The organism is Chryseobacterium sp. II3a (genome assembly GCF_057815135.1).
Genome location: NZ_JBYPZJ010000001.1, coordinates 278,992 through 302,910, shown reverse-complemented (window position 1 = coordinate 302,910; position 23,919 = coordinate 278,992). Strand labels below are relative to the sequence as shown.

Below are 23,919 nucleotides of genomic sequence, written 5' to 3'. Positions count from 1 at the left end.
TTTTAAAGTTTCTCAAATGTAAGGCTTTTTGAACGTTAAAATGAAGGATGTCCCGTCTTTATTACTCTCATAATCTATATTTCCACCTATTCTTTTCATAATACGGTGTACAATAGACAATCCTACTCCATTTCCTTTAAATTTCTTCGCATTATCCATCCTATTGAAGATCTTAAACATTTTATGCTTCTCAGATTCCGGGATCCCGATTCCATTGTCTGAAATTCTGTAGACAATAGTTTGCCCGTCTTCAGCCCCTTCAATTTCTACCTTAGGCTGATCTTTATGAGACGAGTATTTCACTGCATTATTAATGATATTCAGAAAAACCTGGTGAAGCATCGTTTTATCAGCCAAAACATCCGGACATTCCTTAATAAGAATTTCACTTTGCGGACTTCCATATGTCATCTTTGCATTATCAGAGATTTTTTGAATGGTATTCCCCGTTTTCAGTGTTTCAAGTTGTATCTCACTATGTTTTGCACGGCTCAGCTGCAAAACATCCTGCATCATTTCAGCCATACTGTCTATTTCCTCAATGATTGTATTGATCTTGGTTTTGCTCTTTTCAGAACCATCGGTAAGATTTCCCAAAAGCATTTGTGCATTCAGTTTCATCACCGTTAAAGGAGTTCCCAGATCATGGGAAATCGTATAGGAAAAACTGTCGAGTTCTTCGTTCACTTTTTTAAGCTCATCATTAAGCCTTTTGATGGCATTGTAATTCTTGTGAGATGTTTCTAAAATAAGATCCCTCACAGCCTGCACAGCGCTTATATTTCTAGAATTCCATCTTTTGGAATGTCCTTTAATATTTTCTGTAAAAATACGGAATGAAGTTCTTGGGGAAATCATCTGTCTGTCTTCTCCATTTTGAGAAAACACCTCTATTTTCTTTTCCGGATTTCCAGCCCAGTCAATATGTTCATTAAATTCTTTACGGAACCAGATCAGCATCTCATTTTTATCTCTTTCAATAAAATAGATGATAATTCCAGCTGCGTTTTCAGACAACTTCAATTCCTCACCGTGATTTTTAAGGAAACTTCGGTTGACATAAATTCTGTCACTTGTATTTTCTAATGCCCAGTTTACAATTCTGCTGATACAGACCGCAGTGGGTACAGCTCCTTCAGTGATTATATTTTCATCTGATATTATAGCAAGGCCGTTTGCTTCCGGCAAATTCATTATTTCTGCTTTACTCTCCCAAAGCGAATCAAACAGGTTATTATGCTTTAGAAATTCCGTTTTAAGTTGAGAAATTCTCTCATTCAGTTCAAGTTGATAATTAAGCTCTTTTTTTGACTTAAAAGAAGAATAGGCATTTGCTGCCAAAGCCGTGAAAATACCTGCCTGTACTCTGTCTTCAAGGTCTATATGCTTAGGTTCCACATTCTGGCAGGTCACCAGTCCCCAAAGATGATTATCAATAATAATAGACACACTGAAGCTGGAAGAAACACCTGAATTTTTAAGATATTGCCCATGAACAGGGGACATAGCCCGTGATGCAGAAAGACTCAAATCAATATTCTTCATCGTTTTGCTTAGCACAGGAACCGTATCTGCATAAACATTACTAAAGATTCTTTTTCTCTTTTTAAGATAGAGCTCTCTTGCTTGTTTCGGAATATCAGATTCAGGATAGTGAAGTCCCAGGAAGCTTTCCATATCCTCATTTTTTTTCTCAGCAATTACTTTTCCTGAACCGTCCATCATAAATTTATACACCATTGTCCGGTCATAATTCACCACTTTAGATAGCGTCTCCAGAAGATGATTCCAAAGTTCCTGTTCATCATCAATCACATAAAAGTTATCGTATTTATTCGAGATTCTTTTATCCGGATTAATCAGAACTTCTTCAAATTCAAGAAAAATAGAGCCATTACTCCTGAAAACAGAAAAGTGATATTCCTTTTCATCAATAAAGATCTTGTCAAAATAGGTTTCATTCTCCCTTCTTGTAAACCGGTCCAGAGAAGTGTAAATATCCGAATCAATAATATTTTGAAAACTTTCCGGAAAATCCGTAAGCTTTCTTCCGAATAACCCATCCTGGTTGTCGATTTTAAAAATATCCGATATATTCCTGCTGAAAAAAGTAATGGAATGGGATTTCGCATCAATGCCAATCAGATAGCCAAAACTTTGTATAGAACCCGGAATATGGATAGGTTCTTCATGACATTCTACAAAATTCATATTTCTTTTCAGTCTATCTATCAAAGATAGCGCTTTTTTTTAACTGGTTTTGGTAATGTGGTATATAATTCTCACCTGTGCTAATGTGGTATCACCCAGTAGAAAAGCAGTTTTTACGTCCATTGAAAAATTATCGATTTTCTTCCAATTTCGATATGACATCTTTAAAATATACGAATTTTTTTTCAATAATAGCATTTTTAACTATTAAACTATGATTCATAACATGAAACACTGCTTATCAGCTAAAATAATTATGTTATTTAAACAAATTTAACTAAATTTATATCACCAAATAATGAATATCACCGCAAAACAATTGAATTATTCACAATAATTTCAATATAAATTTTAAATTCAAATAATACTATTATGAAAAAGTTCCCATTAATTTTATTTTCTCTTGTTCTTTCAATAGGATTATGGAATCCGTCAGAAGCATGTACCCGCGTTGTATACAAAGGTCCGCAAAATACCATTCTTACAGCCCGCTCTATGGATTGGCGTGATGAGATTCCGGCTAATATCTGGGTTTTTCCGAAAGGAATAGAACGCAATGGCCAAACCGGTCCTAAATCTGTAAAATGGACTTCCAAATATGGAAGCGTCATCAGCTCTACCTGGGATATTGCTTCTGCAGACGGAATGAACGAAAAAGGATTGGTAGCGAATATGCTATGGCTGGGAGAGTCTCAATATCCTAAATTCGATCCGAAAGGAGGGAAAAAAGGCCTTGCCATCTCTCTATGGGCACAATATTATCTTGATAACTTTTCAACGGTAAAAGAAGCGGTGGAATTTTCAAGAAAAGAACCATTTGTAGTAGTGAGTGATAATATTCCGGGAACAGAAAGATTTACAACCATTCATGTTTCTCTTTCTGATGCTTCAGGAGATAATGCTGTATTAGAATACATCAATGGAAAACTGGTTATCCATCATGATCCGTCTTACACGGTGATGACCAACTCTCCTATTTTTGATGAGCAGCTTGCTCTTAATAATTACTGGAAAGGGATCCCGGGAACGGTGATGCTTCCGGGAACCAATCGTGCAGCCGATCGTTTTGTAAGAGCTTCTTATTATATTGATGCTATTCCAAAAACCGCTGATACCCGCACTGCTGTAGCCAGCGTATTCAGTGTTATCAGAAACTGTTCCGTACCATACGGCATTTCTTCTCCTACAGAACCTAATATTTCTTCTACAAGATGGCGTTCTGTTTCGGATCAAAAGAATCTGGTATATTATTTTGAAACCGTTTTCACTCCAAACACATTCTGGGTAGATCTTAAAGATTTTGATCTGAGTGCCAAAGGAAAAGTGATGAAACTGGATCTAAGCAATTACCAGACCTATCACGGTAAATCAAATACTAACTTCAAAGAAACTCCATCTTTCAAATTCTTAGGCTTAGAATAAAAATTCAGATTTAAAATAAGTATTTAATCTTAGGTGTTTCTTTGTGAAAGAGTACCAAAGTTTAGCAAATCCTGAATATGATATCAGGATGAGAGATAAGATAATTTCCTTCCTCCGGAGAAACATACACCGGAAATGTAATGGAAGGAATTAAGCACCAAAAGTTTTTATAATGTATGGACACATACAGTGCATTCCCTCAATTTATCAAAATAGAGACAAGAACTTTTATGCTTACATACAATTCAAAAAAGCAAAAAATTAAACAAATAGATATGGCCTTTTTTTCATTAAAAAAGAGAAGTTTGATTCTGTGTATTCTCATGAGCTGTTTTTCAGCCAACGCTCAGATACAGGATTCTCTACAGACCACTCTCAAACCACAGGAAGAAGATCATGTGAAATATCCTCAACTTCAGATCAAAGGGCTTTTTCAGGCACGTTATCTGGTAGGAATGAGTAAGGATGTTGACGTAAATGGCCTTCATCATTCCGACGGATCGGGAACCAGCAATAATTTCATGCTGAAATACATGAGAGTGCAGGTAAGAGCACAAATCAGTAAACGTACTGAAGTGGTAGCCTTGGCTAACTTCGCAGATTTCAAAAATGATCCCAAAAGCAGAGTCCTTGAGAATGCTTACCTGAAATATACTTTCAGTCCCAAGTTGGCATTTACCGTTGGACAGTTCAGACCCTGGTTCGGTATTGAGGAGACCTATCCTATCGACATTATTAAATCACTGGACTGGTCTAATCAGTATTCGGAATTTGGAAAACTGGGCTGGACGAGCTTCCAGATCGGACTTTCTGCTACAGGACAAGTAAAATTAGGAGAGATACCTCTTCAATATGCGGTGTCTGTTGTCAACGGAAACGGGAAAAACCAGGTCAATGATAATGACAACGGAAAACAATATTCAACCCGGTTACTTTTCGGATTATCCAAGAAATATAATTTCAATGTTGGTTTAAACGGAGGGATCGGTGAGGTATTCAGCAAAAAAGTATATGCTGTAGGGATTGATTTAAGTTCAATGGTTCAATTTGATCCGAGATGGAGCCTGGATATGCAGCTGGAAGCTAAACAGGCTACCAATCATATTCTATACAATTCTATCGCTCCTGAAGTAAGACCTGATAATCCGGATCAGTACCTGATTCGCGGGGTTTATTTCCTTCCAAATCTGAGATATGAGATCAACCATAAAAATCTAAGCGCTTTCGAATTGTCTTGCCGATATGAGTATCTGGATACGAATTTCAGAATGGCATCCAATCCCAGACAAACTATCACTCCCATGGTAGGTCTTGAGTTTCTGAAAAACTACGGGGCAAGAATTCAGCTGGGTGTACAGTTCGACCGCTACAAATACCAGGTAGAAAATACCAATCAATACAACAACAATCTATTCATAGTGCAAGTACAGAGCAGATTTTAACGGATTAAATAGCAAGTATCATGAAAGAAATTAATATTAAAAACGTTGCGATCACATTTGTCGTTGCGTTAATCATCTGGTTTATTCCAGCTCCGAAAGGTGTTGCTGAGAATGCCTGGCATCTTTTTGCCATTTTTGCGGCAACTATTTTAGGAATTATTCTGAAAGCCGCCCCTATGGGAACCATGTGTATGATGGCCATCGGATTTACAGCCCTTACCCAAGTAGTAGCTCCCGGGGATGCCGGAAAATCTATTACCAAAGCACTTTCCGGATTTGGGGATAAAGTGATCTGGCTGATCGGGATTTCATTCTTTATTGCTAGAGGATTTATCAAAACAGGGCTTGGAAACCGTATTGCCTTTTTATTCATAAGGGTTTTCGGGAAAAGCTCATTGGGACTGGCTTACGGATTAGGACTTGCAGATGTTTGTCTGGCTCCGGCTATTCCAAGTAACACGGCAAGAGGTGGCGGAATTATCTACCCAATTATGAAATCTATGGCGATAAGCTTTGATTCCGTTCCTGAAAAACCGGAAACTCATAGAAAACTGGGTTCATTCTTAACATTGAATAGTTACTATATGAACCTCATCGCTTCTTCTATGTTCCTAACCGGAACTGCAAGTAACCCGATGTGTCAAAAATTTGCAGCCAACCTTGGTATCGATATTACATGGATGTCTTGGGCTGCTGCTGGTTTTCTGCCCGGTTTAGTAGCATTCTTCGTAGTTCCTTTGGTATTGTATAAATTATATCCGCCTGAACTGAAAAAAACAGGTGATGCTCCGAAAATGGCTGCTCAGAAATTAAAAGAAATGGGACCTATCTCCAGAAATGAATGGTTAATGCTACTGGCTTTCTTCATTCTTTTATTCCTTTGGATCTTTGGCGGAGCGCTTTCTATTGATGCCACCACTACCGCATTTATCGGATTAACATTATTGCTGTTAACCTCAGTGTTAACCTGGGAAGATGTAAAAGGTGAAAAAGGAGCTTGGGATACCATTGTTTGGTTCGCTGTTTTAGTAATGATGGCAAGTTCTTTAAATGAATTAGGCTTTATTGGCTGGTTCAGTAACCTTATCAAAGTTCAGATCGGAGGTTTGAGCTGGCAGGTAGCTTTCCCGGTTATTATCGTTGTCTATTTCTTCAGTCACTATATCTTCGCCAGTGCTACGGCTCACGTAGCGGCAATGTATGCAGCTCTTTTGGGAGTTGGAGTTTCTTTAGGAATCCCACCTATGCTTCTAGCCATGATGCTAGGTTTCATGGGATCTATTTATGGGGTACTTACTCATTACGGACATGGTCCGGCACCTGTATTCTTCGGGAGTGGATATGTAGATCTGAAAGCCTGGTGGCTTCGTGGTCTTGAAATAGGAATCGTACTCTTAATCATATACATGGTTGTAGGAGGTCTATGGATGAAAGTTTTAGGATATTATTAATTATTAAATCAACTCTATGTTATCAACATTGTCAAGAAAAATGCTGATGTGCCTTACAGGACTCTTTCTGGGATTCTTCCTGTTGATTCATTTCCTCGGAAATCTTCAGCTTTTTCTGCCTCAGGAGCAGGCTCATCTTCAATTCAATGCCTATTCGCATTTTTTATCAGGAAATATCATCATCAAAATAGTTTCTTATGTTTTGTATGCCAGTATTATTCTGCATGCGGTAGATGGGCTGATGATTACGTTAAAAAACAAAAAATCCGGTGGCAACTATCAGAACGACAGACGCGGAAGAGCCAGCAAATGGACTTCCAGAAATATGGGGATCCTAGGAACCTTAATCCTGATCTTTTTAGTAATCCATTTTCAAAATTTCTGGTATGTCTATAAATTTGGAAATCCGCCATTGGATGAGAATGGAAATAAGGACTTATATATTCTGGTAGTAACCGTATTTAAAGAATGGTGGTATGTAGTGATTTATGTACTTTCTATGATCGCCTTATGCTATCACCTGATCCATGGATTGTACAGTTCTGTAAGAACTCTTGGATTATATCATCCTAAGTTCGTGAAATGGGTTAAAATCATCGGAACTGCCTATTCTATCATTATCAGTTTAGGTTTTGCCCTCATGCCTCTTTATGTATTCTTTACTTATCATTAAAAAAGACCTATCATGATTTTAGATTCAAAAATACCACAAGGCCCATTGGAACAGAAATGGGCGTATTATAAAAAGAAAGCCAAGCTTGTGAACCCGGCCAACCGTAAAAAGCTTGATGTGATTGTTGTAGGAACAGGTCTTGCCGGAAGCTCTATTGCTGCTTCTTTAGGAGAAATGGGATACAATGTAAAGGCGTTTTGTTTTCAGGACAGCCCAAGAAGAGCACACTCCGTGGCGGCTCAAGGTGGGGTAAATGCCGCTAAAAATTATAAAAACGACGGTGATAGTGTGTACAGAATGTTTGTAGATACCTTAAAAGGTGGAGATTTCAGAGCCCGTGAAGCCAACGTATACCGAATGGCAGAATGTTCTTTAAACCTCATCGATCAGGCTGTAGCACAAGGCGTTCCTTTTGGCCGTGAATATGGCGGCTATCTTAATAACCGTTCTTTTGGAGGGGTTCAGGTGAGCCGGACATTCTATGCCAGAGGACAAACCGGACAACAATTGCTCCTTGGGGCTTACCAGGCTTTAATGCGACAGGTTGGAAAAGGTTCTGTACAATTATTTTCAAGACATGAAATGCTTGATCTGGTTACTATTGACGGCAAAGCAAGAGGAATTATCGTAAGAAATCTAGATACCGGAGAAATTGAAAGACATGCGGCTCATACTGTCATATTGGCAACCGGAGGATATGGAAAGATTTATTATCTCTCCACCTTAGCCATGGGATGTAATGGTTCCGCCATCTGGAGAGCACATAAAAAAGGAGCTTTAATGGCTTCTCCAAGCTGGATTCAGGTACACCCTACTTCCCTTCCGCAGTCCGGAGATTATCAGTCTAAACTAACTTTGATGTCTGAATCATTGCGTAATGACGGAAGAATCTGGGTTCCTGCAAAACAGGACGAAAACAGAGCACCCAATGATATTCCAGAAAGTGAAAGAGACTATTATCTGGAAAGAAGATATCCTGCATTCGGAAACTTAGCACCAAGAGATATTTCTTCCCGTGCCGCTAAAGAAAGAATTGATGCCGGATTTGGAATCGGTCCTTTGAAAAATGCAGTATATCTGGATTTTTCTAAAGCAATAAAAGAACAAGGAAAAGATAAAATTAAAGAGAAATATGGAAACTTATTCGATATGTATCTTAAGATCACAGGATATGATGCTTATAAAGAGCCAATGATGATCTCTCCTTCTGCTCACTTCTCCATGGGAGGCCTTTGGGTAGATTATGAGCTGATGACAACAGTTCCTGGATTATTTGCCTTGGGAGAAGCCAATTTTGCGGATCACGGAGCCAACAGATTGGGAGCCAACTCTCTTTTACAGGCTTCTGTAGATGGTTATTTTATTGCACCATATACCATTGCCAATTATTTAGCAGATGAAATTCACACCGGAAAAATTTCTCCGGATACTCCCGAGTTTGAACAAGCTGAAAATGCCGTTAAAAATCAGATCCAGGATTTAATAAATATCAAAGGAACTAGAACCGTTGATTATTTCCATAAAACTTTAGGGAAATTACTGTATGATTATTGCGGACTGGCCAGAAATGAAGAAGGGCTGAAATATGCGATTCAGGAAATCAGAAAACTAAAACAGGAATTCTACAAAGACGTAAGGGTTTCCGGGCAAGGGGACAAGATGAATGCCGAACTGGAAAAAGCAGGCCGTGTTGCAGATTATTTTGAAATCGGAGAACTGATGTGTTACGATGCTTTAACCCGTAATGAATCCTGTGGCGCTCACTTCCGTGAAGAGTATCAGACTCCGGATGGGGAAGCGATGAGAAATGATGCAGAATATCAATTCATCTCAGCATGGGCCTGGACTGGTGAAAATGGCGAACCTGAACTGATTAAAGAACCATTAATCTTTGAAGAAATACAGCCAACGGTAAGAAGTTACAAATAAAAAACAAAAATTATGGATTTACACCTTAAGATATGGAGACAGAAGGACAAACAAAGTGAGGGAAAACTGGTTAGCTATGACCTTAAAGGATTAAATTCTCACATGTCTTTCCTTGAAATGCTGGATACTTTAAACGAAAAACTGATCGTTGAAGGAGATGAACCTGTAGAATTCGATCATGATTGCCGTGAAGGGATCTGCGGACAGTGTGGAATGATGATTAATGGTATCGCTCACGGTCCTTTAAAAAATACAACCACTTGCCAGCTTCACCTTCGTTCATTTAAAGATGGGGAAACCATTCTGATAGAACCTTTCCGTGCAGAAGCATTTCCGGTGAAGAAAGATTTAAAGGTAGACCGTTCTGCCTTTGACAGGATTATTTCTTCAGGAGGTTTTGTATCTGTGAATACCGGTCAGGCCCCGGATGCTACAGCGATTCCGGTAACGCACCAGGTTGCTGAAGAAGCTTTTGATTCTGCTGCTTGCATCGGATGTGGTGCTTGTGTGGCCACCTGTAAAAACGGAAGTGCTGCTTTGTTTACCTCTGCAAAAATTGCTCACATGGCATTATTGCCTCAGGGTAAAGAGGAAAGGAGCAAACGTGTTTTGGATATGGTTTACCAGATGGATACTGAATTATTCGGGCACTGTTCCAATACGGAAGCCTGTGAAGTAGAATGCCCACAGGGAATCTCCGTTCTGAATATTGCCAGAATGAATTTTGAATACAACAGAGCCCTATTTTTTAATAAAAAAGGGTAAATAAACGAAGAACGCTAAAAATGATACTATGTGAAAGGGTGAATCTGCAAATGCAGGTTTGCTCTTTCTATTTTTTATGAATCTGTCTCAAAAAGGTGAAGGATAATATTGTTTGTATTTGTGGAATTTAACGCAAAGTTTTTAGCACATGATCTCTCATTTTTAAGGGAGCAAAGGATGGAATCAATTTCATTGATTCTTTCTAAGCGAATGCATATCCATTAAGCTTCTTCAACGACAAAGTCGCACTTCTTAGCTTCCTAAAATAAAACATTTGAATCATCTTTCTTTGCGATTTAAAAATGATCTGTTGGTTCAACAAAAAGTATAGATTTTATACGAATAACCGAATTTTGCACTTGATCAATTTTTATTAATCTATCATAGCCACTACCCTTGCCGGAGCAGCAGAACCACCTACAATCTTTAACGGAAATACACAGACTTTAAATCCTGATGGTGGTAATGCTTTAAGGTTGGTAAGCTGTTCTATATGCAGATATTCTTTTTCTATTCCTATACGATGACCTTCCCAGAAATATTCAGGATCATTCAATTCTTTAGCTTTTTTAGCCATAAACTTCAGAGGAAGATCCCAACCCCATTGGTCTATTCCCATTACTTTCACCCCTTGATCAATCAGCCATTCCGTTGCTTCACGGCTCATTCCGGTTCCTTTTTCTACAAACGCAGGAGTTCCCATTAATTTGTCCCGATCCGTTCTTATCAAAACAATATTTCCTTCCTGTATGGTAATCCCGTTTTTGTTGAGATCTTTTTTCAGATCATCCACTGTAATCGCTACAAAATCCTCCTTGTGGCTGCAGTCTATAACAATACCATCTCCGTAACACCATTCTAAAGGAATCTGATCGATCGTTTTCGCAGGCTTGCCTTCTACTACAGGTCCGTAATGCCAGGGTGCATCAATATGAGTAGTGGCATGAAGTCCCATATTTTTAATCGTATCATCTGCCCAGCCTGTCCAGTTTTTAGGAAAAAGTCTGAAGGGAAGATTCAAAGCCAAACGAATCAGCCAATGGGATTTTCTATGAGGCTTATGTTTAATTTTCACTCTCATAAACCATGGATCTCCTGCATTGTACTGAATAGGTTTTGATAAGTCGATAATGGTTGTTTTCATAGGTTCAACTTTGGGAATAAAGATAGTAAGTTAGATTGGAAGATGAAGGATGGAAGCTGGAAGTTATGAAGACCACAAAAACAGTTATTCGTCTCTTTTACTCTCTTCAAGATAAGATTAATGATGTGGTTGATTATTAGTAATTAAAACTGAAAGTAACTTCAAGCTTCTTTCTTCCTGCTTCCTGCCTTTAAAATATCTTCGGAATCATAATCTTCTTCGGATCATTCTCATCATACATAATCTCTATAGTTCCTTTTTTAGGGACAGAAGAAAGATTCAGGAGGCTTATAATTTTTTTATAGGTGGCAATATGTTCATTTCCTCTGAAATCTTTGAAACTCACCTGAAACATAATCTGCGGCTGATCGTTAACACTAACCCCTGTTTCACTAACGCTGAGAATATGAGCTTCTGCATTTCTTCCTGCAAAGAGAATCCGCTCGTTTTTCTTATTCTTAAAAAACTTTCCTACAATAAGCTGAAAAACCAATACATAAATAAGAGTCATCACTCCACTGAAAATAATCGGATGCATGAAAGTGAGAAACTGCCAGCCAAAATCAAAGGATTCCCTCATATAGAAATAAGAGTACAGACCGATAATATAAGTAATTAACAATATGATAAATATTATTCTCAACATCATCCCTGATGCATTGAAGCCTACCTTTTGATCACTTAAAATAAAATAAGGTTCCTGTGAGGCATTAGGATTCAACAATACCTTCACATGATTCCCTACATCAAATCTTTTTTCCTGTGGTTTAGAATCATGAAACATCATTTCATGCTCAATCACTGCATTTCTAAGATTAGGAAATGAAAGAACAATCTGAATAGCATTCATATTGGTTTTCGGAAAGTATTTAATAAGCTGATAGCGAATAATTTTTGCTTCTCTTGGAATACCATTTCTCAAAATAGAATGAATGGTATTCTTCTGTTTGAATGTTTTAATGAAAAGAGTATTGATGAAGAATATGAGAATATATCCCCATATTAACAAAGAAAGACCAAGATATCCATAGCTCACCGCTAGTGAATTTCTTGGTCCTATTGTAACTTCCTCAGTCATCATATAAATGAATATCGGAAAGGGTATACAGAAAAAAATGAGGAAAGCTCCCCAGAAAATGAGCATAAATTTCATAACTACTGTTTTGCAATCGGCAATAAAGTTATGATATTATTTTTAATGAAAAACATAAAGGCTGGAAGCTTGAAGAAAGAAGCTGGAGGTTATTTTTGGTTATAGTTACTAATAGTCAACGACATCATTAACTCTACCTTAAAAGGATAAAAACAGACGAATACCTGTTCTTATAACCTTTATAACTTCCAGCTTTTCTGAACTCTATTATACTTCTTTATCGAAATACAATCTATAATATTTTCCTTTATCATCCTCTCCCATCTCAAGTTTCTGACGGTCTCCGTGAATGTAAATATGGAAGTTTTTATCTAGTTTGATGATACTTTTAAAGTGTCTTTGAGTCTTTTTCACAGCAGATTCATTGATCGGGAATTCTTCTGCAATATTCACCTGCATATCCTGTTCGTAATCAGTTTTAAAATTCACAAAGCTTTCGATCACATGCTCATCTCCCAATACTTCATTGGTAAATTCATCCAATTTGAACTCTTCTTTTTCTTTGAAGAAATTGATGGATTTATTCAGGAAATCCGCCTGATCCGCTTTTGAAACTTCAAATTCCTGAGGAAGCTGCTTCGTGATATAATCTTTGTAAACCATCAATGCTTCCTGAGTGTGGAAATACTCATCATCACGCTGTTTTACCTTTAAGAAATCTTCAAACCAGTAGTACATATCTCCGTTTTTGTTGTTATCAACCACAGAAAGTACATAACCTGTATCTTTATTATTGTTGTAGATCAACGCTGCTTTATCAATTTTAGACAAACCAATTCCCTGATCTTTTTCAATATCAAATGTTTCTTCCGTAGGATGAATTTTCAGGAATGATTCTCTTTTCTCCGTTTTAAAAATCCCAATTTTATCTACTTTATCAGGACGGTCGCTTTCATCTTCAAAAAGAACGATAAACAACTCTCCACTCTGAACTCGTGGGTTTTCAGCCGCTTCAAAAAGGTGTTTTGCTATATTTTCAGATTCCCAGATAAATTTGGACTTATCATCAAAAATTTCAGATACAGCACTGTAAATCGGGTTATTCACCAAATAGGTGTCACTATAAAAATGAAAAGTTTCTTCCGACTTGAATGATCCTAAAAAGTAATCCTCAAGCATCTCTGCCATACCTTCCTCCAACTTCAATTCCTCCTGGGAAAGTGTTAGAGAATCTCCGTTGATCTTATTTCCGACTCTGTGTACTATTATTTTTGAAAACATCTTCTGAATATTTGGACTGCAAAGATATTCATTCTATCCTTTCTATGAAACTGAAAATTAGTATTGATTGTGATGATCTTTTTAACCAAAAACCGAAGATTCGACGAAATCAAAAGTCACAAAAGTTTTATTTTAAAAACACTTTAGTTCACTTTAGAAGTTTAAAATAATACTGCAGAAAGTACACTAAAGAGGAAAAACTTAGATTTTCAAGATACACCTTTGATTATTCTTTTCTAATAATTGATGGTTATCATTCTGAATACAAACTGAAGGTTTGCGAACATAGTTCAGAAGTGAAATGAAGAATCTAAACCATATATGAGATTCTTCCTTCGTCAGAAATCGAAGATTCGGCGTAGCCAATGACAAGTATGAAAATCTAAATTACATCAAAAAAACTAAAATTTTCAAATCTCCTGATTAAAGAGAAGCTTCATTTAATATTCTTTAAACCTTATTATATCTTAATGGTTCCTATTCATCTCTTCCAATTTGATAAAATCCTTATCATTTTGAAATGCTTTTTCATCTTTTAAATCTCAAACACAAACTCACAAACAATTGTATTTCAACCAATTAAATTAAACCCAACTTCAAAGGTACACCATTGGCATCATCAATTTCAAAACATACAAAAATGGACTTGAAAACATTGAACCGAATAGACAAACTAAGAAGATTAAAAAGCAAAGGACCCCAAACTCCTAAATGGTTGAAGCCTTATCATTTACTTTTTATCGCTTTTTTAATCGTTTTCATGTTTGGAGCTTTCATTAAACTGTTGGAACAAAACCACATTTAACAATATATACTATGAACTATTTACAAGCTGTACAGGAAATCAATGAGCTACTTCCTGACTTTGAAACGGAATTGAATGAAACGAAAAGCCCCAACTCATACAGTGTGATCCGGACTTTCACGGAACGTATCAAAAATATGATCCGCCAGAATGACAGTAAGCTGCTATTCAAAAGTTTACAAAAAATAGACAAAATGTATCTTCATGGAGATACGTTGTTAAAAAATGCCATTGAAAACACTTTTATCTACTCTCTGGACAATTTTACGACGTTTTGCAGTAAGGAATACCGCCAAATAATCTTCAGCCATATCTCTTCTGACCTGAAAAACAGCTATTCGAGACAAATTTACAGTCATGGTATATGAAACTTTTATTACATTTTTCAAAGGTTTCATTACAAAGTGTTTAAATTAAACAAAAATAAAAATAACTCACAATCAATAGATTATGAAAAATAAAATCAGAAGAATTTCCGATTGGAAAACTTGGAAAAATACGAATAACAGACACAATGCAGAGATATTACTCACTCACATCGCTGTGATTGTAGGGGTTTTTATTTTTGCAGCATGTCTTTAAATTTTGGTATACATTTCGCTGCAATAAAAAGTGTTTGAAAAATTCTTAATTATGATGAAAGTACAAATGCAAACTATTAATCAAAAAATAGCTGTTGAATACTTAAAATTTTTCTATCCGCGACTTCGTAATGAAATCATACAGCTGTCTGGCCAGGACAACTTTGCAGGAATTATGCAGGCAACAGTCAATTATCTGAAAGGATTGTTGAAAGAATCGAAGATCAACATTATTGCCCATCATATCAAACTGATGGATGGACTTTACAGAAACGGAAACTCCTATGTAAGAACAATGATTGAAAATATATTCGTAAGATCTTTTGAAAGCTTTAAAAAACATGCTAAGATTGCCCATTGGAAACTTCTTTACCAGTATATGCCAGTAAGCTTTCAAATTATTTATAATGAGCAGCAGAAGCAGGATCAGATTTATTTCGGAAAATAAATTTTCACGAAAAATTGGCTTGAAATACACAAAATAGATAATGATTTCACAAATAAAGATCATTATAAAATTAAGATTCAATAGATAAAAAATTGCCTCAAATACTGTTATTTGAGGCAATTTTTATTGGGTCTGTAGATTAGAAATTTTTACTTCTTGGTAAATACCTTTTCAATGCTTGAAATCTCTTCTTTACTCAGTTTTGAACTTTTCTCGAGCTTAGCAATAAAAGTGGCTACTTCTTCAGGAGTTGAAGGGGATCCCAAATTCTCTCCTTTAGCATTAAATGAGTCTACCAACACCTCACCTTTTGGATTTAAGATCAACCAAAACGGTAGTCCTGCATTTTCTCCTTTGTATTTATTCATCAATTCCTGTCCACCAGGATTTTCAAGAGACTTCTTCTCTCCTCTTTCCTGAACATCTACATAAGCAGTAACAAACCGATTTCCGAAAATAGATTGGGTCTCCGGAAGGTTCATGTTTTTTTCCATCATCTTACACCATTTACACCATGAAGCATGAAATACTAATAAAACATTTTTCTTACTTGCTTTAGCCTCAACAGAAGCTTTATTTAATACAATATCAGCCTTTTCCTGTGCCGCTCCCAGCTGAAACAACAATAAGGCAACAACCACAATAATTTTTGAATATTTCATTGAATTTTATTTTATGATGTACGAATGTAGGGATTTTTCTCTTGTTGATTCCTTAAATCCGCCCCATAAAATCTTTATTTATATTGGCATTTTTTGTAATTTCGTTTCATTACAATACCATGGTTTTCATTTTTAATCAATATAAAAAATGATTGAAGTAAAAAAATATTCCAACCAGTCAGGGCATCCTGAACCAAGAAGAGTCATCAAGTATACTTTATTCTGGTGCCATACCGGAACTGCTGAAATTCTGATTGACGAAAATATTTTTATACTGAAAAGTAGCCAAACTATTACCATTACTTCCGGACAGTTTCATCAGCTAATTTCAGTGAAAGGTGAACTTACCGCTCTTGAATTTACGTTGGATTTTTTCTGCAAAAGTGACAGTGATATTGAATTGATTTTCCACAACGGATTATTCTGTCATTTTGGAATGAATGAAATGATTACTGTTCAACATCCTGCATTTTTTACAGATACTCTCAACCTTATTGAAAAGGAAATACAAGAAAAACCTTATCAATACCTGATTTCCACACATTCTCTGGTAGAATTATTATTGGTGGAAATTAACCGCAGTAAAATTGCCAATGGTGATGAAATATGGAAACCAGATGCTCTGTTTTTAAAGTTTTTGGAAAGTGTCCGAAATCATTTTTCAGATCATCATCCCGTATCCTATCATGCTGATGCTTTGGCAACCACTGAAGCTAAACTGAATGAGGTTTCTAAACTGCATACCAATAAAACGGCTCAAAACGTCATCTACAGTCTTACCATTTCCGAAGCCAAAAGATTATTACTGTATGAAAAACTGAGTGTCAAAGAAATTGCTTACCAGCTTGGTTTCAATGATCCTTTTTATTTTTCAAATTTCTTTAAAAAACATACTTCCCTTTCACCTAAAGATTATCAAAAATCTGTGAAGAATTAGCATAAGGCGGGAGGATGGAGGCAGAAAGTTTCTGAAGCCTATATCATGATACAATGGATCAGTGCTAAAAATTAATTAATATAAAGGTTCAAAATAATTAATTTTCTACCTCTAAGCTTTTTTGTTTTTTTACGCAAAGTTTTTATTTAAAGTACGCCTTATTGTTAAGGGAGCTAAGAAGAAATCGATTCATCAATTCTGATGAAGCGAATGTTATCCAGCTACTTTATCGAATCAACGGAGTTGATTCCATCTTTGCCTCCTAAAAATAAAACATAAGTTTCTTAAAATCTTTGCGTCTGAACTAAAAACAGATTCAATATAATTTATGTGACTATATACAATTTTACGCCATTGTCATTGACTACGTTGAATCTTCGATTTCTGACGAAGGAAGAATCTCATATATGGTTTAGATTCTTCATTTCACTTCTGAACTACGTTCGCAAACCTTCAGTTTGTATTCAGAATGACAGAATTTCTATATAAGGATTAGTGTAAAATTGTATATAATTACCTGATTTATTAACCCGGATCCTGAACCTCATCCAAATATTATATGCTTTTCCCGGAATTGTCTATTCTTTAGGCGAGCGCTTTCGCTGAACTTTGTACCTGTCATTAAGACCTAAAAATTACGTATATGAAAACAAGACAGGACATCGCAGGATTTTTATTAAGAATAGCATTGGCAGCCGGATTTTTATCTGCTGTAGCCAGCCGGCTGGGCTTTTGGGGTGTGCAGTCTTCAGGATGGAAACATTTTGTAAGCTATACTGCTGAAGTTAATTCATTTTTCCCTTCATTATGGGCTCTTACACTTGCTGTATTCTCCACTGCTGCAGAATTAATCATCGGTATTTTTCTGTTGACAGGGTATCAGGTTCGTAAAGCAGCACTCGCCGCATCTGTTCTTACTTTACTGTTTGGAATTGCCATGAGCATTTCTTTCGGATGTAAAGAAGCTTTGGATTATTCTGTTTTTGTATTCAGTGCGGGAGCCTTTTTACTCAGTACTTTCCCTCACTATATATGGTCTTTAGATCGATTTTCACATTAATAATAATTTAAAATATACTATCATGAGTACTAACATCTACGACTACATCGTAAAAACAGAGCAAAAAGAATGGCAGCCTTTAATTGAAAAAGGAGTTCATTATAAAGGTATTTTTGTAAAGTCCTTAAAATTTGATCCGATACAAAACCGGTCTACAACAATCCTTCTAAAATTTGAAGCAGGAGCAAGCTATCCTTATCATAACCATCCGGCAGGTGAAGAGCTTTTCATTCTGGAAGGTGATGCTGTTATCGCAGGCGGAAACCTGGAAAAAGGAGATTATCTGTATACTCCACCCAATTTCAAACATTCTGTACAATCAGAAAATGGCTGTATTATTTTGTTTATGGTTCCGGAAGAAGTGGAAATCCTTTAATCCGATCAATCCTTTTACAATCAAACCTGTGATGGACTGCTTTTTAATCACGGGTTTGCCTGTTTCTTCCCTTTTATTCACTGTAAAAAATGTATCTTTGACTATCAAATTACATCATGAATAAAGATTTTGAAGCTTTTAAAGAGCAGTTGTCGTGGCTTATTCACCCTTCTCAAATCGATACCGTTTCTGAAGCGGAAATCAGATTATCTCAAACATTCAAAGATACCTTCCCTGTTCTTACCAATTTAATATCCAAGGCAAGGGTTTTGAATCTGAATATTGATCATGAACCTCATCGTCTTTTTTCCTGGACCCATAAAAACAATGAAATTTTCGGTTGGCTAACCAAAACAGAATCTGGTTTTACCTCTACTCTTCCTTTTATTGAAGAACACAAACTGTTACTCAAGGAAATTGGTGGGATCCGGGAATCTTTTAATCAACCAGCTCCAAGTCTTTCCAATAATCAGGAGTTTATGTTCACCGGATCAGCATGTTCTCTAGGGATTAATGATTGGGAAGAATATTATGAAGAACTATGCTCAAGTGAAAACAAATCTCCAATAGCTTGCCAAAACCTCATCAGTTTTGTCATTGAAGCTAACGGAAATACTACCGTATATGATTCCCAGACAAAAGAGGTTTTCCTTTTTGCCCACGATCACGCTTTTGACAATGTAAATTTTCTGGAGAACCAGCCGGAGTATACTTTTCATCAGTTTCACAACATCACCTATTTTACAGATTATGTAGAAGCGCTGGCCCAGGAATGGAAAAATGAAATCATCTAAACCTCCAGTTTTCACCTTAATCTCTTAAATTAATTACTTTTACACCTTATTAAATTTATATCTGAAATGAAAAAATTCGGAATATCCGTTCTTATATGTCTGTCTTCATTATTAAGTGCCCAAAACAAACAGCAGATTGATACTTTCTATACTGCTATCCGTGAGAATAACTTTCCACTGGTAAAGAAAATAGTGGATCAGGGATTTCCAATTAAGACCACACTTCCTGAACAAACAGCACCTGTATTAGCCGCTATCTGGAAAAAGAATTTCCCTATGGTTGAGTATTTGGTAGAGAAAGGAGCCAACATTACTGCTAACAAAAAATTGGTAGATGGAGCTATTGAATATGGAAGCCCGGAAATTACTTTCTACCTTATCAAAAAAGGAGCTTATGCTAAAAATGCATTGTATACAGCAATCTTCTACGAAAATTTTGGAATAGCCAAAGAATTATATCTGAACCACCAGCCACAGACTACCAATTATGAAGACATGGGAAGGTTTTTATTGCTGGCCGTAAAAAGCAAAGATCTGGAATTCATTAAGAAACTTCCACTAAAAACAAAGGATTCTCCAATGGATTACTTTGATGATGATGGATATAATGCTTTATTGCTGGCAGTAGAAAAGAATGAAACTGAAATTGCAAAATATCTTCTTTCTCAGGGAGCTGATAAAAAATCCAGAATCACTTTTGAGACTGATAATGGTACCGCTTCCGGAAAAACAGCCCTACAGATGGCCAAAGCCAATAAAAATACAGAACTTATGAAGCTTTTGAAATAAAAAAACGCCATGAACAATATCAAAAAACTAATAGTCTTTATTGCAGCATCAGTTCTCTGGAACTGTCATGACAATATCCCGAAAACAACTCCAAGTAAAGTGGACCACACTACATTACTGGTGGCTACAGAAGGAAATATTTATAATTTTGATCTTGATAAAAATACCATTGCCTGGCAATATAAAAGCCCAATAGATGCGGCTGGTAACAGAAACTTTTTTGTTTTGGACGGACAGAATATTTTCATGCCTTTTGAAAGCGGAAAATTTATCAATTTTGATCTTAATACCGGGAAAATCATCTGGCAGCAACAGATCTATGGAAATGAAGAAACTCCCATGAGCATGAGCAATGATCCCAATGCTGAAGTTGCAGTGTTACGCCCTTTAGTTCCTTTGTTTATGGCTAAACCTTTGGTCGATGGCCAGAATATTCTGATGGTGTCAGCCGGACAGCCTGAGAATGTAAAAAATGCCTGGTTATACAATTTCAACAGAACGAATGGAGAGCGAAAATGGCTGAGTGAATTACCCACAGTATACAATTATTTTGCTCCGGTAAAATACCGTGATTCTTATTTTGTAAATTCAGCTGTTTTCCTTAACAAATACAGTATACAAAATGGCACAGATACATCCTACGGGATGTTTGACGGTGATGTGGAAATAGCAGGCCAGCCGAGACAGCATCATGAACCTAATCAGTTTGCCAATACTACTTACAGCCAGATACAGACGGATGGAGACCATCTGTTTATTGCCGAAGATAGTGGAAGTATTTATGCTTTAAATCTAAATAAAGACGGCAACCTGCCTGATGGAGATATTTCTGACCCTAATAACACCTTTATTAAAAATCCGAAAGTTTTCAAATGGATATTCCAGGATAAAACTTATGGTTCACATAAAAGCAACAAGTTCTTTTTGAAGGATGGTATCTTATATATAGAATTCGGGCTTCCTATTGATGGCAGAAGCTGTCTTTTTACCCTCAATGCTGATGATGGAAAAATGAAATGGCGAAAAATGATACCTTCTGAGATCAAAAGCTGGACACTTAACGGCGAAAAAATCATAGGTTATACAGCAAAAGGTATTTTTTATATGGATACCAATGGTGAAAACTATGCGGAATTCAATGTCAAAAATTTACCGATCTCTGATATAACATCCATCGACAAAACTCATTTTCTATACATCACCCAAAAAGGGATTGAAATTTTTGATACCGCTGACAAAACAGCAAAGTTGGTAGTAGCAAAAGCATTCAATAATAATGAATATAATAATTTACAGATACAGTATATTTCAAAATAGTATTTTCAAGTATTATAATATGTTTAGATAATAATAACCTACTGTATGGAGGGTTCTAAACAGATGTACAATATTTTATTTTCAATATTATTTATTTTATCGTATTTTGCCTCCCCTCATAAAAAACTAAAAAACCTACGATGAAATTTAATTTTACAAAAAAATCTATTATACTCTGGGGCATTGTCATCATTGCCGTAATCATCTTGCCTGATTCACAAATATATTATCAGCGCTATAAGCTGCAATCTGATCAACTTCCGGAACAATATAAGTCTTATTCTTCACTAGACAGTCTGAAAGATAATGAGTATGAAATCATAAAATTGTCCCGCGGTATCCATGAGCCTGTTATTCAGGAAAACGACAGTACTATTGTCATCATTACCAAAAGAGATCACGATTCTGAAAAAGAAGGTAATAACAATACCTATACGTGGTATAAAATAAATCTGAAAGGCCAGATAACGGATAGTCTCCAATACCAATACAACAGTGAAGATGGTGTACATAATTATCAGACCTTCAATGATTATATTCTGGACGTAGATCAGAATACTTATTCTAATTGGCTGAAGGATGGTGATACCACCCATTATCCTTATAAAAATTTGGATGAAGCTAAAATATTTTCGGTGGCAGAAACCGAAGATATCATTGCCAAAAGGGATTATATGTATGATGACATTATCCATTCTGAATCTCCCGAAAATGAATATAAGTATAAACTCACTGTATTTAAAGATAATGTCTGGAATTATTTTTATGCTGAAAAAAACTGGCATGGTTATCCGAAAAATACACCTAACAAAAAAGCCATTGACTATGGAAAATCTGGTTATGAATTAGATAAACCGTCAGGACTTATCAAAAGAGATCATGTTCAAAAAGAAAAATGGAGTGCCCGTACTTTCTGGAGCCTAAAAAATCTAAGCTGGGGAACTGGAAATGGTTCTGGCGGCCATGGATGGACAGGTACCTCTTATTTCTCCATAAAAATGCCGAAAAAAACACTGCATTATAAACAGAATGTTTTCATAGACTATCCTGATAATAATGTAAGAGACCCTTTTTCTTATTTCGTATACCAGCCTAAAAACGGAGATTATTTGCTGCTCATTGATGAAGAGAGCCAGATCTACTATCTCATAAGGCCTAAAAAACCTTAGAGGGACAATTGTTAAAATTCAGATCAATCTATTCTTATGAACATCTTTAAACTCTTTTTGAAGCGTCTGCTTATTACAGCTATACCTCTGGTATGTCTGTTTATTTTTTCTGAAATTGCATTTCAGAATAATCGGAAAAAGGAACATCCTACAGATGTTGGTTTAGGGATAGCATTGCTCCTCACTTTTATTTTATTCTCTTTGTTTATAGGCTTTATGGCAGATTTTATTATAAGATTAAGAAAGAGAGAGTATAAAACAGCCCTTATTGACCTTCCTTTCCTATTGTGCTTCATTATTCCTGCTTTATATCTTGCCTGTTTATGGGGCGGTGGTGATGGATTCTGCAGCTGGATGCTGGATACTGCACGCAATTTATAATACTGATTGTCTTATTTTTTTATTTTGTATTCGAACTGAATCCGGAGTGAAAGACTACTCTCCTGCCTTCAATGTATCATAATTATTAAATCCTTTATAGATTCTGGTTTCCTTAAGCTTCCCTTTGTTATAGATTTCTACTTTTTCTATATCGGAAGATTTTTTATTAAAATATTTTATTTCGGTCAACTGTCCGTCATTGTTAAAAAATTCGGTTTTGAGGTTTCTTCCGTCTTCCTGAACATGTTTTGTTCGTAGTTTTCCGTTCTTTTTATAAGAATAAGTCTTTTGATTATAAAAATTACCTTCGTTGTAAGTAATTCCCTCATAGGTATACTGAGCAGTATACTTTCCTTCTTCTATCAGTTGCTGGCTTCCATTATAAACAAAATAATACGCTCCATCTTTTGGGTTTATTAATGTATACTTTTCCATTAACTTTGGATAACTATCAGGATAGGTTACCATTACCTCTTCCTTTCTGAAAACAGTGGAATCATTCTGTGATACCCATAATGTATCTGTATCATCTGGACCGCTTTTGTGATGGACTTTTGAGATGATAACGTTTTTGTCGCGGCCATCATTTTTCCCTTTGGTATAATTGCAGGCCATGATAATACCGGCGGGTAACCATAGCAACGATAATATTTTCAGCATTTGAATGTATGTTTTTATTTTATTGTTAAGGTATCGTCTCTACTCCTGATAATTTGAAGTTTCCTTTTTCTTCTTTTAACCAGAAAACAAATTGAGCACCTTCATGTCCATCCCCAAATTCATTCGGGCGGTAAGTGGTATACAATACAATATAATTTCTGTCTTTAAATCCTGGATCAGATTCGTCATAGGAAAACTTTGTTTCATTACGTTTTAGCCTTTCCAGTAATTCTTTATTAAAAATAGTACTGACATGCTTTTTGTAAAAAACATCCTTTGCTACAAAGGCATTTTTCTCAGGAGCACTTTCAAAGCATAGGTAGCAGTATACTTTTGAAGTGGTTAACTGATTCAAGGACGCATAATCTTTCTCCGTAATCAAGTGAATTATTTTTTGAGTAAACGCTTCAGCCTTACTTTGTAATTGTTGAGTCTCCCCTTTTTTTTGCCCATAGCATACCAGCTGTAACCCGATTAAAAAAAACAATGAAAGGTATTTTGTCAACTTCATTTTTAATATTTTTTGGTG

25 protein-coding genes are annotated in these 23,919 nt (G+C 36.0%); 18 read left to right on the top strand and 7 right to left on the bottom strand.

The genetic code is table 11. From position 1 onward, the window contains the following. Positions 1 to 12 precede the first annotated feature (12 nt). Positions 13 to 2,211, bottom strand: a complete 2,199-nt coding sequence (locus tag AC3HD6_RS01440; protein WP_488894739.1) for an ATP-binding protein — start codon at positions 2,209 to 2,211, stop codon at positions 13 to 15. A 372-nt stretch (positions 2,212 to 2,583) separates the two neighbouring features. On the opposite strand from AC3HD6_RS01440, the gene AC3HD6_RS01435 reads away from it, so the two are divergent. The 6 genes from AC3HD6_RS01435 (at position 2,584) to AC3HD6_RS01410 (ending at position 9,893) form a co-directional block, all read left to right on the top strand. Next, positions 2,584 to 3,633, top strand: a complete 1,050-nt coding sequence (locus AC3HD6_RS01435) for a linear amide C-N hydrolase (RefSeq protein ID WP_488894738.1) — start codon at positions 2,584 to 2,586, stop codon at positions 3,631 to 3,633. Between the two features lie 323 nt (positions 3,634 to 3,956). Next, positions 3,957 to 5,075 (top strand): porin, encoded by a 1,119-nt coding sequence (locus AC3HD6_RS01430; protein WP_488894737.1) that lies wholly within the window; start codon positions 3,957 to 3,959, stop codon positions 5,073 to 5,075. 20 nt (positions 5,076 to 5,095) lie between these two features. Beyond that, on the top strand, positions 5,096 to 6,526 hold the full coding sequence (locus AC3HD6_RS01425; RefSeq protein ID WP_488894736.1) for an anion permease: 1,431 nt from the start codon (positions 5,096 to 5,098) through the stop codon (positions 6,524 to 6,526). Positions 6,527 to 6,542: 16 nt separating this feature from the next. Next, the gene (locus tag AC3HD6_RS01420; protein ID WP_488894735.1) at positions 6,543 to 7,199 is read left to right on the top strand and encodes a succinate dehydrogenase cytochrome b subunit; all 657 of its coding nucleotides are present in this window, start codon (positions 6,543 to 6,545) and stop codon (positions 7,197 to 7,199) included. Positions 7,200 to 7,211: 12 nt separating this feature from the next. After that, a complete protein-coding gene (locus tag AC3HD6_RS01415; RefSeq protein ID WP_488894734.1) occupies positions 7,212 to 9,128 on the top strand; it encodes a fumarate reductase/succinate dehydrogenase flavoprotein subunit in 1,917 nt (638 codons plus the stop codon). Positions 9,129 to 9,140: 12 nt separating this feature from the next. Then, positions 9,141 to 9,893: a succinate dehydrogenase/fumarate reductase iron-sulfur subunit gene (locus AC3HD6_RS01410; RefSeq protein WP_488894733.1), complete on the top strand. Its 753-nt coding sequence runs from the start codon at positions 9,141 to 9,143 to the stop codon at positions 9,891 to 9,893. Between the two features lie 373 nt (positions 9,894 to 10,266). On the opposite strand, the gene AC3HD6_RS01405 is transcribed toward AC3HD6_RS01410, so the two are convergent. From AC3HD6_RS01405 to AC3HD6_RS01395, 3 genes are all read right to left on the bottom strand, one after another. Beyond that, positions 10,267 to 11,037 (bottom strand): cyclase family protein, encoded by a 771-nt coding sequence (locus AC3HD6_RS01405; protein WP_488894732.1) that lies wholly within the window; start codon positions 11,035 to 11,037, stop codon positions 10,267 to 10,269. Positions 11,038 to 11,227: 190 nt separating this feature from the next. Then, positions 11,228 to 12,118, bottom strand: coding sequence for a hypothetical protein (locus AC3HD6_RS01400; protein ID WP_488894731.1), 891 nt, complete (start codon positions 12,116 to 12,118; stop codon positions 11,228 to 11,230). Between the two features lie 279 nt (positions 12,119 to 12,397). Further along, the gene (locus AC3HD6_RS01395; protein ID WP_068944308.1) at positions 12,398 to 13,411 is read right to left on the bottom strand and encodes a nucleoid-associated protein; all 1,014 of its coding nucleotides are present in this window, start codon (positions 13,409 to 13,411) and stop codon (positions 12,398 to 12,400) included. Positions 13,412 to 14,051: 640 nt separating this feature from the next. On the opposite strand from AC3HD6_RS01395, the gene AC3HD6_RS01390 reads away from it, so the two are divergent. From AC3HD6_RS01390 to AC3HD6_RS01375, 4 genes are all read left to right on the top strand, one after another. Further along, a complete protein-coding gene (locus AC3HD6_RS01390; protein ID WP_488894730.1) occupies positions 14,052 to 14,216 on the top strand; it encodes a hypothetical protein in 165 nt (54 codons plus the stop codon). A gap of 11 nt (positions 14,217 to 14,227) precedes the next feature. Further along, positions 14,228 to 14,584 carry a DUF7674 family protein gene (locus tag AC3HD6_RS01385; protein ID WP_488894729.1) on the top strand — a complete coding sequence of 119 codons (357 nt, stop codon included), beginning with the start codon at positions 14,228 to 14,230 and terminating at the stop codon, positions 14,582 to 14,584. A gap of 82 nt (positions 14,585 to 14,666) precedes the next feature. Then, the gene (locus tag AC3HD6_RS01380) at positions 14,667 to 14,798 is read left to right on the top strand and encodes a hypothetical protein (RefSeq protein ID WP_488894728.1); all 132 of its coding nucleotides are present in this window, start codon (positions 14,667 to 14,669) and stop codon (positions 14,796 to 14,798) included. Between the two features lie 51 nt (positions 14,799 to 14,849). After that, positions 14,850 to 15,245: a DUF7674 family protein gene (locus AC3HD6_RS01375; protein ID WP_068944310.1), complete on the top strand. Its 396-nt coding sequence runs from the start codon at positions 14,850 to 14,852 to the stop codon at positions 15,243 to 15,245. 149 nt (positions 15,246 to 15,394) lie between these two features. On the opposite strand, the gene AC3HD6_RS01370 is transcribed toward AC3HD6_RS01375, so the two are convergent. Continuing rightward, on the bottom strand, positions 15,395 to 15,907 hold the full coding sequence (locus tag AC3HD6_RS01370; RefSeq protein ID WP_488894727.1) for a thioredoxin family protein: 513 nt from the start codon (positions 15,905 to 15,907) through the stop codon (positions 15,395 to 15,397). A gap of 148 nt (positions 15,908 to 16,055) precedes the next feature. Between AC3HD6_RS01370 and AC3HD6_RS01365 the strand changes: the two genes are divergently transcribed. The 8 genes from AC3HD6_RS01365 to AC3HD6_RS01330 all read left to right on the top strand — a co-directional run bounded on the left by AC3HD6_RS01365 (position 16,056) and on the right by AC3HD6_RS01330 (position 22,730). After that, positions 16,056 to 16,844, top strand: a complete 789-nt coding sequence (locus AC3HD6_RS01365) for a helix-turn-helix domain-containing protein (protein WP_488894726.1) — start codon at positions 16,056 to 16,058, stop codon at positions 16,842 to 16,844. Between the two features lie 643 nt (positions 16,845 to 17,487). Beyond that, the gene (locus AC3HD6_RS01360; protein WP_488894725.1) at positions 17,488 to 17,904 is read left to right on the top strand and encodes a DoxX protein; all 417 of its coding nucleotides are present in this window, start codon (positions 17,488 to 17,490) and stop codon (positions 17,902 to 17,904) included. Between the two features lie 22 nt (positions 17,905 to 17,926). Next, positions 17,927 to 18,280 carry a cupin domain-containing protein gene (locus tag AC3HD6_RS01355; protein WP_488894724.1) on the top strand — a complete coding sequence of 118 codons (354 nt, stop codon included), beginning with the start codon at positions 17,927 to 17,929 and terminating at the stop codon, positions 18,278 to 18,280. Positions 18,281 to 18,396: 116 nt separating this feature from the next. Continuing rightward, positions 18,397 to 19,074, top strand: coding sequence for a hypothetical protein (locus AC3HD6_RS01350; RefSeq protein WP_488894723.1), 678 nt, complete (start codon positions 18,397 to 18,399; stop codon positions 19,072 to 19,074). Positions 19,075 to 19,140: 66 nt separating this feature from the next. Beyond that, entirely contained in the window at positions 19,141 to 19,863 is a 723-nt protein-coding gene (locus tag AC3HD6_RS01345; RefSeq protein ID WP_488894722.1) for an ankyrin repeat domain-containing protein, read from the top strand. Between the two features lie 9 nt (positions 19,864 to 19,872). Beyond that, positions 19,873 to 21,180: an outer membrane protein assembly factor BamB family protein gene (locus AC3HD6_RS01340; protein WP_488894721.1), complete on the top strand. Its 1,308-nt coding sequence runs from the start codon at positions 19,873 to 19,875 to the stop codon at positions 21,178 to 21,180. Between the two features lie 140 nt (positions 21,181 to 21,320). After that, complete coding sequence (locus AC3HD6_RS01335; RefSeq protein WP_488894720.1) at positions 21,321 to 22,349, top strand: hypothetical protein; 1,029 nt, start codon at positions 21,321 to 21,323, stop codon at positions 22,347 to 22,349. Positions 22,350 to 22,385: 36 nt separating this feature from the next. Continuing rightward, positions 22,386 to 22,730, top strand: coding sequence for a hypothetical protein (locus AC3HD6_RS01330; RefSeq protein ID WP_488894719.1), 345 nt, complete (start codon positions 22,386 to 22,388; stop codon positions 22,728 to 22,730). A 54-nt stretch (positions 22,731 to 22,784) separates the two neighbouring features. Here the strand turns inward: AC3HD6_RS01330 and AC3HD6_RS01325 are convergent, their stop codons facing one another. Both AC3HD6_RS01325 and AC3HD6_RS01320 read right to left on the bottom strand, forming a co-directional pair. After that, positions 22,785 to 23,390, bottom strand: coding sequence for a hypothetical protein (locus tag AC3HD6_RS01325; protein WP_488894718.1), 606 nt, complete (start codon positions 23,388 to 23,390; stop codon positions 22,785 to 22,787). A gap of 25 nt (positions 23,391 to 23,415) precedes the next feature. After that, the gene (locus tag AC3HD6_RS01320) at positions 23,416 to 23,901 is read right to left on the bottom strand and encodes a hypothetical protein (protein WP_488894717.1); all 486 of its coding nucleotides are present in this window, start codon (positions 23,899 to 23,901) and stop codon (positions 23,416 to 23,418) included. Positions 23,902 to 23,919 lie beyond the last annotated feature (18 nt).